Origin of the sequence: Proteus sp. G2674 (genome assembly GCF_009915195.1) — a bacterium.
GTDB lineage: Bacteria > Pseudomonadota > Gammaproteobacteria > Enterobacterales > Enterobacteriaceae > Proteus > Proteus mirabilis.
Genome location: NZ_JAABLS010000024.1, coordinates 83,939 through 98,906 on the forward strand (window position 1 = coordinate 83,939; position 14,968 = coordinate 98,906).

Annotated in this window: 12 protein-coding genes; 7 read left to right on the plus strand and 5 right to left on the minus strand. The window is 35.4% G+C overall.

Annotated elements, in window-relative coordinates; genetic code table 11:
* Window positions 1-12: 12 nt before the first annotated feature.
* The 5 genes from GWI58_RS11290 to GWI58_RS11310 all read right to left on the minus strand — a co-directional run bounded on the left by GWI58_RS11290 (window position 13) and on the right by GWI58_RS11310 (window position 5,111).
* A complete protein-coding gene (locus GWI58_RS11290) occupies window positions 13-1,023 on the minus strand; it encodes a fimbrial protein (protein WP_004251413.1) in 1,011 nt (336 codons plus the stop codon).
* 10 nt (window positions 1,024-1,033) lie between these two features.
* On the minus strand, window positions 1,034-1,702 hold the full coding sequence (locus GWI58_RS11295) for a fimbrial chaperone (RefSeq protein WP_161769186.1): 669 nt from the start codon (window positions 1,700-1,702) through the stop codon (window positions 1,034-1,036).
* On the minus strand, window positions 1,695-4,070 hold the full coding sequence (gene pefC / locus GWI58_RS11300; RefSeq protein WP_094959127.1) for a PefC/AfrB family outer membrane usher protein: 2,376 nt from the start codon (window positions 4,068-4,070) through the stop codon (window positions 1,695-1,697). The genes GWI58_RS11295 and pefC overlap by 8 nt, the downstream gene beginning before the upstream one ends.
* 209 nt (window positions 4,071-4,279) lie before the next feature.
* Window positions 4,280-4,798, minus strand: a complete 519-nt coding sequence (locus GWI58_RS11305; protein WP_004247956.1) for a fimbrial protein — start codon at window positions 4,796-4,798, stop codon at window positions 4,280-4,282.
* Between the two features lie 49 nt (window positions 4,799-4,847).
* Window positions 4,848-5,111 (minus strand): helix-turn-helix domain-containing protein, encoded by a 264-nt coding sequence (locus GWI58_RS11310; protein ID WP_004247955.1) that lies wholly within the window; start codon window positions 5,109-5,111, stop codon window positions 4,848-4,850.
* A 769-nt stretch (window positions 5,112-5,880) separates the two neighbouring features.
* Between GWI58_RS11310 and budA the strand changes: the two genes are divergently transcribed.
* The 7 genes from budA (at window position 5,881) to lhgO (ending at window position 14,492) form a co-directional block, all read left to right on the plus strand.
* Complete coding sequence (gene budA / locus GWI58_RS11315; RefSeq protein ID WP_036894824.1) at window positions 5,881-6,717, plus strand: acetolactate decarboxylase; 837 nt, start codon at window positions 5,881-5,883, stop codon at window positions 6,715-6,717.
* Window positions 6,718-6,781: 64 nt separating this feature from the next.
* Window positions 6,782-8,461, plus strand: a complete 1,680-nt coding sequence (gene alsS / locus GWI58_RS11320; RefSeq protein WP_161769187.1) for an acetolactate synthase AlsS — start codon at window positions 6,782-6,784, stop codon at window positions 8,459-8,461.
* Between the two features lie 168 nt (window positions 8,462-8,629).
* On the plus strand, window positions 8,630-9,142 hold the full coding sequence (locus tag GWI58_RS11325; protein WP_094959124.1) for a DedA family protein: 513 nt from the start codon (window positions 8,630-8,632) through the stop codon (window positions 9,140-9,142).
* Between the two features lie 401 nt (window positions 9,143-9,543).
* Complete coding sequence (locus GWI58_RS11330) at window positions 9,544-10,578, plus strand: TAXI family TRAP transporter solute-binding subunit (RefSeq protein WP_004242633.1); 1,035 nt, start codon at window positions 9,544-9,546, stop codon at window positions 10,576-10,578.
* Window positions 10,579-10,590: 12 nt separating this feature from the next.
* Window positions 10,591-12,558: a TRAP transporter permease gene (locus tag GWI58_RS11335; RefSeq protein ID WP_004242632.1), complete on the plus strand. Its 1,968-nt coding sequence runs from the start codon at window positions 10,591-10,593 to the stop codon at window positions 12,556-12,558.
* Window positions 12,559-13,272 carry a FadR/GntR family transcriptional regulator gene (locus tag GWI58_RS11340; RefSeq protein WP_004242631.1) on the plus strand — a complete coding sequence of 238 codons (714 nt, stop codon included), beginning with the start codon at window positions 12,559-12,561 and terminating at the stop codon, window positions 13,270-13,272. It begins immediately after the preceding gene.
* 17 nt (window positions 13,273-13,289) lie between these two features.
* A complete protein-coding gene (gene lhgO / locus GWI58_RS11345) occupies window positions 13,290-14,492 on the plus strand; it encodes an L-2-hydroxyglutarate oxidase (RefSeq protein ID WP_004242630.1) in 1,203 nt (400 codons plus the stop codon).
* Window positions 14,493-14,968 lie beyond the last annotated feature (476 nt).

The following is a 14,968-nucleotide window of genomic DNA, read 5'->3' on the forward strand; positions in this document are numbered from 1 at the left end:
CGTTAACTCCATTTAATTTAACTTTATATTAATCGTTAATGCAGTATTAGCCGGCCCAGGGATTGGCTGAGTGGATAACGCAACAGGTTTTACCCTTATCGGAATAGTAAAATTATTGGTTTTTGGCTTTGTATTCGGAGCTATTGCCACATTATTAATAACTACAGCACTATTAATGGGTTTAACCGTGCTATCTGCCCAAGAAAGTTGATACCCCACTGAACTATTATCTTTAACCTTAATGATCCCTGTTGTGGCATTATTCACACCATCTTTACCAGAAAAACTGAGTGTGTATGCAGGTAATACAGCATTACACGTAAAAGAAATATTTATATTTTTTCCTGCAATAGTATTCATTTTTACGTCACTAGCGGTTTGTTCACCAAATGCGACGTCATTAACAGACACTGCACAAGAAGCATTATTTATCAACGTCATCGATGTTGGTGCACTAAGAGCAACGCTTTCCTTTTGTAACGTATTGCCCATTTGACCAATTCGAGAATAATAATTACGTTTCAACATATAGACAGGATTAATAACCGTTTTTCCTACAGGTGGCTTTTTTTGTAAATAAACAACGCCTGAATCAGTACCACCACCGGGACCTGTTAAATTGGTCCAGCCAACCCCAGATATTTTATAATCAAGAACTAGCAGCCAAGAAGAATTAGCACAACTTCCCGTTGAACGAAAACGCAAGTATCCATCTGGTGAATTTTTATCAACTGTACCAGTAGTCGGGCATAATGTTGGTGATGATCCATATTGATCAACAATATAAATATAATTTCCATTTGTATTTCCCGCCCCACTATTAGCACGTAGACATTGACCAGCAACGTTTATAGGGGCGTCTGGCGCACCAAAAGAATAAAGCTTATCTCCCACTTTTTTATTTGTAATATCTATTTGGGCTGGAAAATTATATTTGATTGACACATTCCGACATCGAGCAGCAGAAGTATCCATAGCAATAAAAAATAATAATAGCGTGAAATAAAATGATTTATTTTTCATTTTTACTTCCTTAATTAAGCTCAATAACACGTCTAGCACCATAATCATCAATAGCTTCAACGGTTACTTTACCTAACAATGGGCGCTGCACATTTACCTCACTGAAAGGTGGAAATAAACTAATAGATTGCTCAATGTCTTTTGACAAGACCAAAGGATTATTATTGACTGACACTTGAGTTAATGCAAAATAGTAAGGTGTAGGATTCTTTAAAACTGAACCACTATATGTCAGACTTTTTTCTGCATCCTCGCGTTTTTCAGCTAAAATCTTAGGGCGATAAATCAGTTTAACTTGTGTGTTTAATGCAACAGCAAGCACATTACTGTCATCGACAGAAGAAATTGGCGGGATTTCCTGAATATTGAGCCAAAACAATGATTCCCTATCTTTAGGTAAAATATCATTTACATATAGCAAGCGGATTAATTGTTTTTCTCCTCCAGTTATTTTGAATAAATTAGGTGCAGGAATAAAGAACACTTCATTCCCATTAAGATTATCAATCCAAACTTGGCCACCATAGGTTTTATCACTATTATTCTTAACTTCTATCGCGATATTCTTGCGACCTTCATCATAAATAAAGCGAGTACCATTAAGCGTAAACGCTGAATATGCTTTAAAACAGGTTAATGACGATATGATTAAAGCAAAAACAAATACTATTCTATTCATTACATTCAATTTCCATAATTTTATGATCATTAGATTCTACTTTCTCCAAATTTAAAGTACATTTTTCACCATTAGGTGATATAACGAATAGCTTATTAGGCTTATCTAATAAATTTAATAAAAGAACCCCAGAATTTGAAACAAATCCTATATATTCATCATTTTTATTTCTAACAGCACTTCCAGCAGAAATAAAATCACCATTTTTATTTTTTATTCTTAATATATACCTTTGAATTGTTGAATATTTAAACTCGCGATAAATAATAGCTTTATCTACTGGAGTAAAATTTTGAACAGAATCAAGTAATTCAACATTATTCGGAATTTCTTCTGTATTTATTTTTAAATTATTTTCAATGTATGGTGATACCCCAACAATAGTGTTTCCTTCTTTGTCAGTTGGCGGTGAGTCATTGAATGTTATACCCTCTATATTTTTAATTTTTGCAATTGCGACAGTATCTCTTCTGACATTACTGAATAATAATCCTGTATCTGGGGTGGCTAATAAACTTCCTGAAGCATTAATAGAACTGGTAGTTTGATGGCCATTTTGAGAAATCGCATATCCCGTATTAATAATACTATGATCAATACCAAAATAAGCAGAATTAGACCAGTTATCACGATCTTTACTTGTATTGATACTATAGTTTATTTTTTCATTAATACTTCCAGAAACACCAGAATTAAAACTAGCTTTATTTTTCCTATCGTAGCTAACAGAATTTGCCCAAAAATGATTTTTATCATATAAGCTAAAGGGAATATTTATTCCAACAGAAATAATATAATTATCATGCTCATAATCGTTTAATTTTTGATAATCCGCTGATAATGAGAAATCGACAGATTTAATCGTTGTATTGTAAGTAATATTTGCGCCAACTTCATTACTAATACTATTTCTATATGTTTGCATCCAAGCAGATAAGCTAACAAAGCTACCATCAAAACTTTGGGACAATATCGTTTCATAACGCTCTTTACGATTACTGCGATGATATAAAGCATTTGAATTAAATTCATTAAAATCAACATAATCTTTACCAGTATAGCGATATGCGAGTAGCTGTAAATTAGTATTATCAGTCAATGAATTTGCATATTGTAACGAATAGCTGATACCAGACTGCCTAACTTCGGGTGCTGTTGGTGTCTGTTTTTGAAATACACTTACAGCAGTATTAGCAGTAAATGACATTGCACCAAATCGTCCAAAATCTTTACTCATTCCTAATGCTGCACTTTTATAATTATTATGCAAAATTCCCGCAGCATGAACCGTAACATTAGTTAATCCGTAGTCAAATGCACCTAGAAAAAATAAACTATTTTCTCTTTTACCTACTGTTTCTTTTTCTCCGATAGCAATGTTGTAATTTATTTCATCTGTGCGTAATAAGGAAGAAAGTGTGGCAACAGGATAATAGCGAACTGTTTTTGTCCCATCACTTTCTTCTACTGTCACTGTTATATTTCCATTACTTACTGGTGCTATATTTTTTAATTGATAAGCCCCTGCGGGAACAACTTGTGAACTTAATACATATCCATTTTGAGATATAGTAATTTTAGCATTAGAGTTTGCAACACCAGAAATAACCGGTGCATAACCTCGTTTTTCCCATGGGCGCATATCCCTTTCTGAGCGCAGTGACATTCCATAAAAAGCAAAGTTAGGTAATATTGATAAAGAAGTTATTGTTTTACCTACGGTAAAACTTCCTTGTATTGATTTAATTGCTGTGGAAACTGTTGCCTCCGATGTTTCTGTACCCGAGTTCCTTTGGTAACTACTACGAACATAAGCGACCCAACGACCTAAATTAGCATATAAATCAAAATCACCATAAATTTGTGCTTGTGAAGAACTGGTTTTAGAAATATAGCCCGAATAGTTTAATTTAATACCTGTTATCCCATAATCCCATTCCTGCCGGCGCAGAGATTCATCTAATGCAATTTGAGGAATACTAAATGTTAAAGTTTGCTTCGAATTATCAAAAATAACCTGAGCCCCAGGATAACGGCTAATATCATAACAATCGCGCTCAGGATGATAATATAATTCAAATAAATTTAATTTTATTGGAAGCGATAACTCATTAATCCAATCTTTTTTTAAACATAAATTTTCATTATCTTCTGGTGAGATAATTAATTCTTTTTTACTAATTAATTTTCGATTGAAAATAACCTCAACAATATAATGCCCAGCAGGATAATTGGTATTTTTATCAAATACACCAGCAGCTTGCAGTTGAACTCCTCCATGTAAGAAGTCCATATTTAAATCTGCGCAAACATAAAATGGACTTACTAACAAGGATAACACAAAAGCATTAATTGATTTTAAACGCATTGATATTATCCATTAATATTTTCAAATGAAATAAAGGATCAATGACCCTTTATTCCAGTCATAATGCTTATATTAAACTTTATTTATATTCACAAAAATAGAATAAATTAAAAGCACCTTAAATAGAGCATAATAATAACTATTATTAGAATAATTAAATAAAAGTAACTACATTGATAATAGACATTATAAAATTAAATAATGAAACATTATTTATAAGCTACTGCATAAGTTGCGCTTGAAATTACAGTACCCTCTGTAACAGTTTGACCTGCCGTTGCTGTCATTCTTGCTTTAAATTTCATATTACCAATTGGATCATTACCATTACCAAAATCAACACTTTGGTTATTATAAGTTACATCCTGATTAGGTGTGGTTGAATTAATCGCTGTTAATTGAATAGATACACCACCGGCAGTACCTTTCATATTAGCAAGACCTGAATTAGTAAAACCTGCACTTTGCCAACCAACTTGGCCACTGGTTTTTTTCAGGCATTCATCCGTACGAGGGACTAATTCAAATTCAACATATTTACCATTGGTATCTGCAGTGGTCATTTTACCCAAATCGATTGTTGATTTAACTAAACCACCAATTTCTGTATCAATATCACACGTTTCCGACGTAACCGCACCAATAAATTGAACTTCACCGGTATTAGCTAATGTATATCCACTAAATAATGCACTGCTCATGACTAAAGGTAATAATAATTTTTTCATTTAAACTTCCCCATATATTAAATATTAATTAACAACAATTAAATCAGAATTAATACCTATCAGTTAATTCATTAAATGTTAAAAACTCACTCCATGATGAGTCCAATATCATCAGTATTTTATTAAGTAAGGTAACAGTAATATTTGTAGTTCCATTTTCATATCGAGAAATTTGTTGCTGACTAACATTCAATATGATCGCTAAATCCTGTCCTGTTAAACCTAACTCTTTCCTTTTATACTTTATAAACAACCCTGTTTTTTTATTAAAAAAATCCGACATACTAACGCTATTATTATCATCTTTTTTCATTTGTGAAAGCATTCCTTTTTCTTACTTTACCCTCTACTTAACTAAAATTTTTATTACTATATTGTCATAATTAGACTTAGTAAAAACGTTTTAATCGATCAATTAAGTGAAATGCAATAGGTAAAACCTATCATAATCAGACCATTGATCGGAGATACCGATCATAAATGTAAAAAAATCAACATAATCTGTTGATATATAATGACAAATGAAAATTAACAACTTACATAATAACAACAGCAATCTTACATATATAGATACATTTCTGTTTACCTGGAATTAAAAGTTACATTTTGTAACACTTTTATCCTTCTTGATAACTCTAACTTCCTCCTAAATAATAATTATTAAAATTAATCTTTTTTTAAATTTTAAGAAAATTAATTTTATTATTTATAACTAAAAATATATTTCTAATAAATCACAATGAAAATAAAAAACTATTAATATCCATTTTCTTTAAATCCTTCTTTAATTTCCTTGTGATTACTCATAATCGCTCAAAATAATTACATTAATTTATAGTTTCCAAAAGAAACAAACAAAGCAACCTCATCAATAACATTGATATTTTTTTAATTTTTTTTTAATAAAGTTACACGTAAAATTAAATTTATAAAAAACAATAAAATAGCTTTAACCTCACTCTCTATGATTATCACATCTTTTTTAATATCAATTAAAACATTTGAAAATCTTACCTATAGGGCTAATAATGAAATTGATAGTTGATGAATGTCTATCTAAATAAATAAGGATCTGCTTCATTATGAAAACTAGCTTTAACCATATCGAGCGAGATAATAGTGATATCACCCATAACCATAAAAATACTCATAGTTCCTGCAACTGCACCCAAGAAATAATAACTTCTTTAAATCATTATATTAATAAACATCCAGAATGTACTATCTACCAAAATTCTTTAATGAGTAGTCTTATTGCTGGTGTTTATGATAGTGATGTTACTATTGCTGATTTATTAAAGCATGGTGATTTTGGTTTAGGTACTTTTAATCATCTTGATGGCGAATTGGTCGCCTTTGATAGTAACGTTTTTCAATTACGTTCAGATGGCAGTGCGCGAGAAGCCCGTCCAGATCAAGGCTCGCCCTTTGCTGTAATGACATTCTTTAAACCTGATATTACACATCAGTTTTCAGATCCTGTCTCCCAACAACAGGTTCACAATATTATTAACCAATATGTCCCTTCCGATAATCTATTTTGTGCCATCAAAATTGAAGGCGAATTTGAATTAGTTAAAACACGTACAGTGCCACGTCAAGAGCCTCCTTATGTGCCCATGCTAGAAGCCATTGAAAATCAGCCTATTTTTACCTTTCACGATGAAATGGGTATTATTGCCGGCTTTCGTTCCCCGCAATTTACTCAAGGCCTTAATGTTGCTGGATTTCATGAGCATTATATTAATCACCAACGTGAAGGTGGTGGCCATGTACTTGATTATCAATTAAAAAAAGGCACCCTACAAATCGGTGTTATCTCTCGTTTTACTATTGACTTACCTCATCAATCAACATTCTTAGAAGCTAATTTAATGCCCGATGACCTTCATCAGGCAATAGAACAAGCCGAAAACTGAAAGTAATCATTCCTAAAGGTCATTCTGTTTTTATTCATTCACTTGCAAACTTAAAGAAGGTTTTATGAACTCTCATCATTGGAATTGCGGTGCTGACTTGGTGGTTAAGCAATTAGAACAACATGGTGTTAAACAAGTTTTTGGGATCCCCGGAGCCAAAATTGACCGTGTTTTTGATTCTTTGGTTGATTCAACAATTAAAACTATTGTTGTGCGTCACGAAGCCAATGCGGCTTTTATGGCGGGTGCGGTAGGACGTTTAACCGGTAAAGCGGGTGTGGCGATAGCCACTTCTGGTCCCGGTTGTTCTAATCTAGCAACAGGCATTGCGACAGCTACATCAGAAGGTGATCCTCTAGTTGCCTTAGGAGGCTCAGTTAAATCTACGGATAGACTTAAACTGGTTCATCAAAGTATGGACACAGTAACAATGTTTAACCCAATCACTAAGTTTTGTGCTGAAGTTGATTCTTCACAATCAATTTCAGAGACGTTAGCCAATGCTTTTCGTCATGCGGAGTCAGGTCGTCCCGGCTCGGCTTTTTTAACCTTTCCAATGGATATACTCAATAATGAGGTAGATAGCCCGTTATTAACACCTAAATCCAAACCTAATTTAGGTGCGGCGAGTGATGATGCTATTCAAGAAGCGATCAGCTTATTATTACAAGCGAAAAACCCTGTGATATTAATAGGGCTTCAAGCCAGCGATCCGGAAAATGCTCTTGCCTTACAGAATTTTCTTGATATTTTTCCTGTTCCTATTGTAGGTACTTATCAATCTGCCGGGGCTATTGCTCATCGCCATTTTCCACTCTTTGCCGGACGAATTGGTTTATTTAATAATCAGCCAGGGGATGAATTACTGGCACACGCTGATTTAGTTATCACTTTAGGTTATAGCCCGATTGAATATGAGCCTGCCTTATGGAACAGTCATAATGCCAATATTATCCATATTGATGAGATCCAAGCTGAAATCGATTTAGCTTACTGCCCTGCCTTAGAATTAACAGGTAATATTAAATTAACACTGGATAAGTTAACTCAACAATTAACTCACCAACCTAATTCAAAATTACAATTGTCTAATCAGAGCCAAGGAATACTAGAGAAAATACGTCAGCAAAGGGAAATTTTGCAACAAAATAGTTATTTTAGACAAGGCACACCTATTCATCCTTTAACTATCATACATGAAATGCAAGATATCATTGATAACGATGTCACCCTTTGTATTGATATGGGGAGTTTTCATATTTGGCTTGCACGTTACCTTTATAGTTTTAGAGCGAGACAAATGCTAATTTCTAATGGCCAACAAACCATGGGAGTTGCATTACCTTGGGGAATAGGCGCTTCTTTTGTACGTCCTTGCGATAAAATTATCTCTGTTTCTGGTGATGGGGGATTTATGCAATCTTCAATGGAGCTAGAAACCGCAGTTCGTCTTAATACCAATATATTACATATTATCTGGGTTGATAATGCTTATAATATGGTGGAGATGCAAGAAGAGGTAAAATATGGCCGTCCTTCTGGCGTAAAATTTGGCCCCATTGATTTTAAACGCTATGCAGAATCTTTTGGGGCTAAAGGATTTTCTGTTGAGTGCGCATCTCAACTTCGTAATACATTACGTGAAGCGATAGCTGTTGATGGTCCTGCTGTGTTAGCCATTCCCGTTGATTATCGTGATAATGCTAAATTAATGAAACACATTAATTATAATTTAATTATTTAGTAATAAGCCCCTCCTGTTAACGAATTAGACATTAAAATGGAGGGGCATTTTATTTACAAGCTCTTGACTTACTTTTTCTGACCATTAAATTTTGCTAGGCTAACGGACAGTCTGGTATAAAGATGCACTCTATACTAAAGGGGCAAAATATTATCAAAGGAGAATAAAATGGAGATACTCCATTCAATGCTTGACACATTAAGTCATGTTTCTCCTATCGCTTTATTTTCTACTATTACCCTACTCACTGCGGGAAAATCCACTATTGGTATTTCATCCTTTTTACCTCCCGCATCTTTAATGCTGATCTTAATATTTGGGGTTTGCTTGCCCTTCCATTCGCCTATTTTACTTTGGTTAGCAACTAGTTTAGGTGCCTTATTAGGATCTATAGCAAGTTATCAGTTAGGACGTTCCATTTATTATTTCCCTCGCTTAAATAAATGGGTTACCCGCTATCAAACAAAGATCTTACGTATACAACAACTGTTAAAAAATAAAGCATTCTTTATTCTTTTTATTTCACGCTTTTTAGCTGTGTTTCGCTACCTTACGCCTTTTAGCGCAGGTTTATTAAAACTCCCCATTTATGGTATTTATCTAACAAGTGCTGTTTCAGCCTTAGTGTGGTCGGGAGTATTTATTTTAATAGCCAATGGCGTACTCTCCATCTCATTATAAAATAATAATTTTTAATTATTATCTTTAATTGACTAATTTTGATATTTATTCGTTAGCCATACCCGTTAATTATTATTTCCTTGCCCCTCTCTGCTCTTATTTATTCCTTTAATGTAAATGGTTATTTATTTTAGAAAATCTATTATTAATTTATTTTTTAGTGAATTATTTTTCAAATAACCCAAGTTATCGATATTTTCTCTGTCTTCTTGATAAAAACCCCTTAATTATGGATATAATTTACATAATCACCATCATGATCACAATTTGTTACATTCACGTATCAAATTAATCAACCCAGTTCACAATTTCGTAACCTTCCTTTACCTATAAAAGTTGTCATGTTGTATACAAGTTGATGTGAAATATTCACCTGCGTTTTTATGTACAGGAACAACATCATGAGAATAAGAAAAACAAAGCTTGCCATCGGTATTGTTGCTGTTATTGCTGTTGTATCACTAGCAATGATCGGCAAAAAAGAGAATGCCAATAAGCAATTTCTCTCTGTAGCAACGGCCTCAACAGGAGGAACTTATTACCCGATGGGAGTCGGTTTAGCCAATGTTTGGAGCACCCACCTCAAGGATAGAGGAATACAAGTCACAGGGCAGTCCTCTGCTGGCTCAATTGAAAATATCTATTTAATGCAACAAAACGAAGCTCAGCTTTCTATTCTACAAAGTCTATTAGCTGTGGAAGCTTACGAAGGTGTGCGTAATTTTGAAGGCAAACCTGAAAAAAATCTACGTTCCATATCAATGCTTTGGCCAAATGTAGAGCACTTTGTCTTAATGAATGACAAAGTAAAAACAGGAACATTGGATGATATTCGTGCCACCAGCTTCTCTGTCGGGCCACAAGCAAGTGGCACTGAACAATCGACCATTATCATTCTTAAAGGTGTGAATTTAACTAAAAAAGAGATCACTCCTGAATATCTTGGTTATGGAGATACCGTTTCAGCAATGCGTGATGGACGCCTTGATGGAGGGGCATTACCTGCGGGTGTTCCCGCCTCTGCGGTTACCGATATGTATGCCAGTGGTGTTAATGCCAAATTACTTGAAGTGACTGATAAGCAACTTGATGATATTAATCATATTGCTAACTCTTGGTTTCGCTTCGAAATACCAGCAAATACCTACCCTCGCCAAGCAGAAAAAGTAAACACCATTGCACAACCTAATATCTTAATGACAACCACAAGTATTGATGACCAGTTAGTTTATGAATTGACTAAAACCATGTTTGAAAACTTACCAGAAGTTCATCAAGTACATAGTGCTGCAAAATACATCACCACCGAAAATGCGTTAAAAGGTGTTTCTGTGCCATTACACCTTGGAGCTTATCGTTATTACAAAGAAATTGGATTAGATATCCCTGACTATTTAATTCCACCTGAAGCTCAAACGCAAACTAATAATAAATAACAGGAGTGAGTTATGACTAATAATGACCACCTAACTCCGGTAGAGCCACCAGCATTAGATAAAGAAGCTAGCTCAGGCACTCGTCACCTTACCGGTATCTATTTAAAAATCACCACCACACTGGCGATATTCATTTCGTTGTATGCTATTTACTCTAATGCCTTATCCAACACCCAAGAGTTTTATCGTAATACTATTTTTCTTAGTGGTATTTTGATCCTTGGTTTTATTTTATTTCCATTCTCTAAACGATTTTCTACCGCGAAATTTAATGGCTGGGATTATCTGTTTATCGCTTTAACATTAATCAGCTATGGCTATTTTTTCTTTAACTATGTTGATCTCCATGTGGTAAGAAAAAGTATTCCCAACACAATGGATTATGCGATGGCAATTCTTGGCATTATTGTTCTTTTTGAAGCAGCAAGAAGAACAACGGGCTATTTTATTCCTAGCCTAGCCACATTCGCCATTATCTATGCCCTATTTGGCCAATACTTTATGGGTATTTTTGGTCATGCAGGATTTTCTGTAGAGAGACTGTTATATCGTTTATTTATGACCAGTGAAGGTATTTTTGGTATTACACTCTCTACTGCCTCTACCGCTATCGTGGTATTTATTTTATTCGGTTCGTTTTTAAGTGTTAGTGGTGCCACAGCACTATTTAATGATTTAGCGCTAGCCATGGCGGGACGTCGCCGTGGGGGGCCTGCTCAAGTTGCCGTCATTTCATCAGCATTAACAGGTTCATTAAGTGGTAGCGCGGTCGCCAACGTAGCCACTACGGGAACCTTTACCATTCCATTAATGAAAAACATTGGCTTAACATCACGTTTTGCGGGTGCCGTTGAAGCTACTGCATCTACAGGTGGAATGATCATGCCACCGATTATGGGTGCGGCTGCTTTTATTATGGCGGGCTTTTTGGGAATTTCTTATACCACGATTGTTATTGCCGCGATTATTCCTGCGTTGCTCTATTACGCGGCCTTGATCATGGCAATTGATATTGAAGCGAAAAAACAAGGTTTAAAAGGACTTAGCAAAGAGAATATTCCACAAGTTAAAGCGGTATTAAAAGCACGCGGTTTATTACTATTACCTTTAATTATTGTAATTGGCACGTTATTAATGGGTAAAACCCCTATTTATGCGGGTTTTCTTGGTATCTTAACCATTATTGTTGCCAGCTGGCTAACACCTGATAAAACGGTACGAATGACATTAACTAAAGTGGCTGATGCTTTAGCAGAAGCGGCTCGTGGCTCGGTACAAGTGACTATCGCTTGTGCTGCTATTGGTGTGATTATTTGTGTTGTTACCATGACCGGTATCGGTGCGACCTTAGCATTTAATATTGTCTCTATGACTGACAATACATTATGGATGATCTTACTGGTTGTGATGTTAGTCTGTATTGTATTAAGTATGGGCTTACCATCGACTGCTCTATATATCGTGGTTGCCGTTACAGTGTCACCTATCTTAATTAAAGCCGGTGTGATGCCTTTAGCGGCTCATTTCTTTGTCTTCTGGTTTGGCGCGTTATCCAATATTACTCCTCCGGTCGCCCTAGCAAGCTATACGGCAGCAAGTATTGCGAGAGCCGATCCGATGCAAACTTCATGGGATGCGGTACGTTTAGCACTCCCTGGTTTTATTATTCCTTTTATTTTGGTTTATAACCCTGCATTACTGATGCAAGGTGATAATTTAAGTGTTATCTCTATCGGGTTAATGGTCATCAGTGCATTAGTGGGAATTTATGCACTAAGTATTGCCACTGCGAATTTTTGGATAATCAAAACAACATGGTTTGAACGTATCGCCTTTGCAGCGGCCGCTATTTTAATGATTAAGCCCGGACTATATACCGATTTATTAGGTATGGCGTTGATCTTACTTACTGGCGCTTTCCATCTGTTGCGCTCTAAAAAACAGCTGGTCAATGTAGGGCAAGTATCTGGAGAAAACTAGATGATAAAAAAGATCTCACGCCAAAAAGCGTCGCAACAAATTCTTGATCAAATTAAGCAAAATATTTATGACGGGACCTATCCTATTGGTGAAAAACTACCGTCTGAAAATGTACTCGCTGACGCCTTTGGCGTTAGCAGAGTTCCCATCAGAGAAGCATTAGGGGTATTAGAAGCGAGTGGCATTATTACGTCACGCCAAGGGGGTGGTAGACGCGTTATTGACCACTCTATCTTGAGTAAATACGAACCTATTGTGATGGAAATTGCTTGTCCTCAAGAAATTGAATCACTGCTTGAAATGCGTGAGGTCATTGAACATGAAGCGGCAGCCATTGCCGCTTTACGCCGAACACCAGAAGAATTGCTGACGATAGAGCAAGCACATCAGGCCTTTATCTTAGCCACGCAGAAAAACAACAACATTGGTCATCAAGAAGACTATCAATTTCATCGTGCCATTATGGTTGCTTCACATAATCCTTTTTTCGTGCGCATCCTCGATAACTTACATGAGCTTTATCTTGGCGTATTGATGTATTCCTTAAGCCAAAATAAAGGACGTATTGCCGAAACTGAGCGTGTTATTGCAGAGCATGAAGCTATTGTTGAAGCAATAAGGCAACAAGATAGTGATGAAACTAGCCACAAAATGCGTCTTCATTTAGCCAATGTACGTGGAAAATTAAAGCGCTTACAACAAGAAAAAAATTAACTCTTATACTGGATTATATGGGTAGTATTATGACTTATGACGTAATTATCATCGGTGCAGGATTAGTAGGATTAGGGGTTGCCAGTGCATTACAAGAAAGCCAACCTGAGCTTAAAGTACTGGTGATTGATAAGGAGTCTGGCCCCGCCGTTCATCAAAGTGGCCATAACAGCAATGTTGTTCATTCGGGGATTTACTATACACCAGGAAGCCTAAAGGCAAGACTCGCTAAGCAAGGTAACATCACGACTTACAATTTTTGTAAACAGCATCATCTCTATTACGATCGTTGTGGCAAGGTGATTGTGGCAACTGATGAAAAAGAGCTACCAGCATTAGAAAATATCTATCAACGTGGAATACAAAATGGCCTTGAAGTAATTAAAATGACCGAGAGCGAGCTAAAAGCCAGGGAGCCTTATGTTAATGGTATTGCTGCTTTGCTTGTTCCTGATGCCGGTATTGTCAATTATCCGGAAATTGCCGCCAAACACGTTGAAATCATTCAAGCTCGAGGTGGAGTATTTGCCTTTAACCAAGCAGTAAATGCGATTAATGAAACGGACGAAACGGTAACAGTCACCACATCCACAACACAATTTACCGCAAAGTGGCTGATTAATTGTGCTGGATTATTTAGTGATCGGGTAGCAAAAATGGCGGGCTACGATACCGGCATGAAGATAGTTCCCTTTCGTGGCGAATATTTTATGCTCAACTCAAATAAAAATTATTTAGTTAATCATCTTATTTATCCTGTGCCGAATCCTGATTTCCCATTTTTAGGTGTCCATTTTACACGTATGTATAACGGGCATCGTGACGTAGGCCCTAATGCCGTATTAGCCTTTAAACGTGAAGGCTACAAGAAAAGTGATATTGACTTAAAAGATCTCACTGAAGTACTAACCTATAAAGGATTTTGGAAAATAGCCGGAAATTATTTAGGTGAAGGGATGGCCGAATTACGTCGTTCCTATTCACGTAAGCTGTTTGCCCAAAATGCACAAAAGCTTATTCCTGCTCTACGTGAAGCAGATATTCACCCAGGTCCGGCAGGTGTACGCGCCCAAGCTTTAACTCGCGAAGGAAAATTAGTTGATGATTTTCACTTTGTTAAAGGCAAACGTTCATTACATGTATGTAATGCCCCTTCTCCTGCCGCAACAGCATCGATTGAAATTGGTCGTGAAATTGTAAGAGAGCATTTTTTATTATAAAAAATCTTTCGTCTCACTCGCAGAGTGTCTCCCATTGTCTGCGAGTGAGCTTATTTAGCATATCTGCTTTTATCTTCTGCTCCTGTCTACAATTCCCCCTATGCAATAACCGTTTTTTGACAGATTTATGTTAGCCTTTATATATTGATAAAAGCACTGTAAACAACCTAGTATCAATACCTATTTTAATTAGAAATATTAATCATTAAAAAAACGATTTCAACCAATAAAATTGGATTTAAAATACATCTTCATCAATGATTTAATTGATTTTTTATCAAAAAATATAACAGTCTGCAAAACAACAGCTATAACAAATTTTAGCGATTGCTAAATAATAGAGTAAATTCAATAAAATAAAATTCGCCAATTTTATAAAACTTATTACTTTCTTTTTGATAGACTATCTATCAATCATTGTTTATTACTTACTCCTATTGCTTTGATAATGATTATCAATAATAAAAAGCACTTTT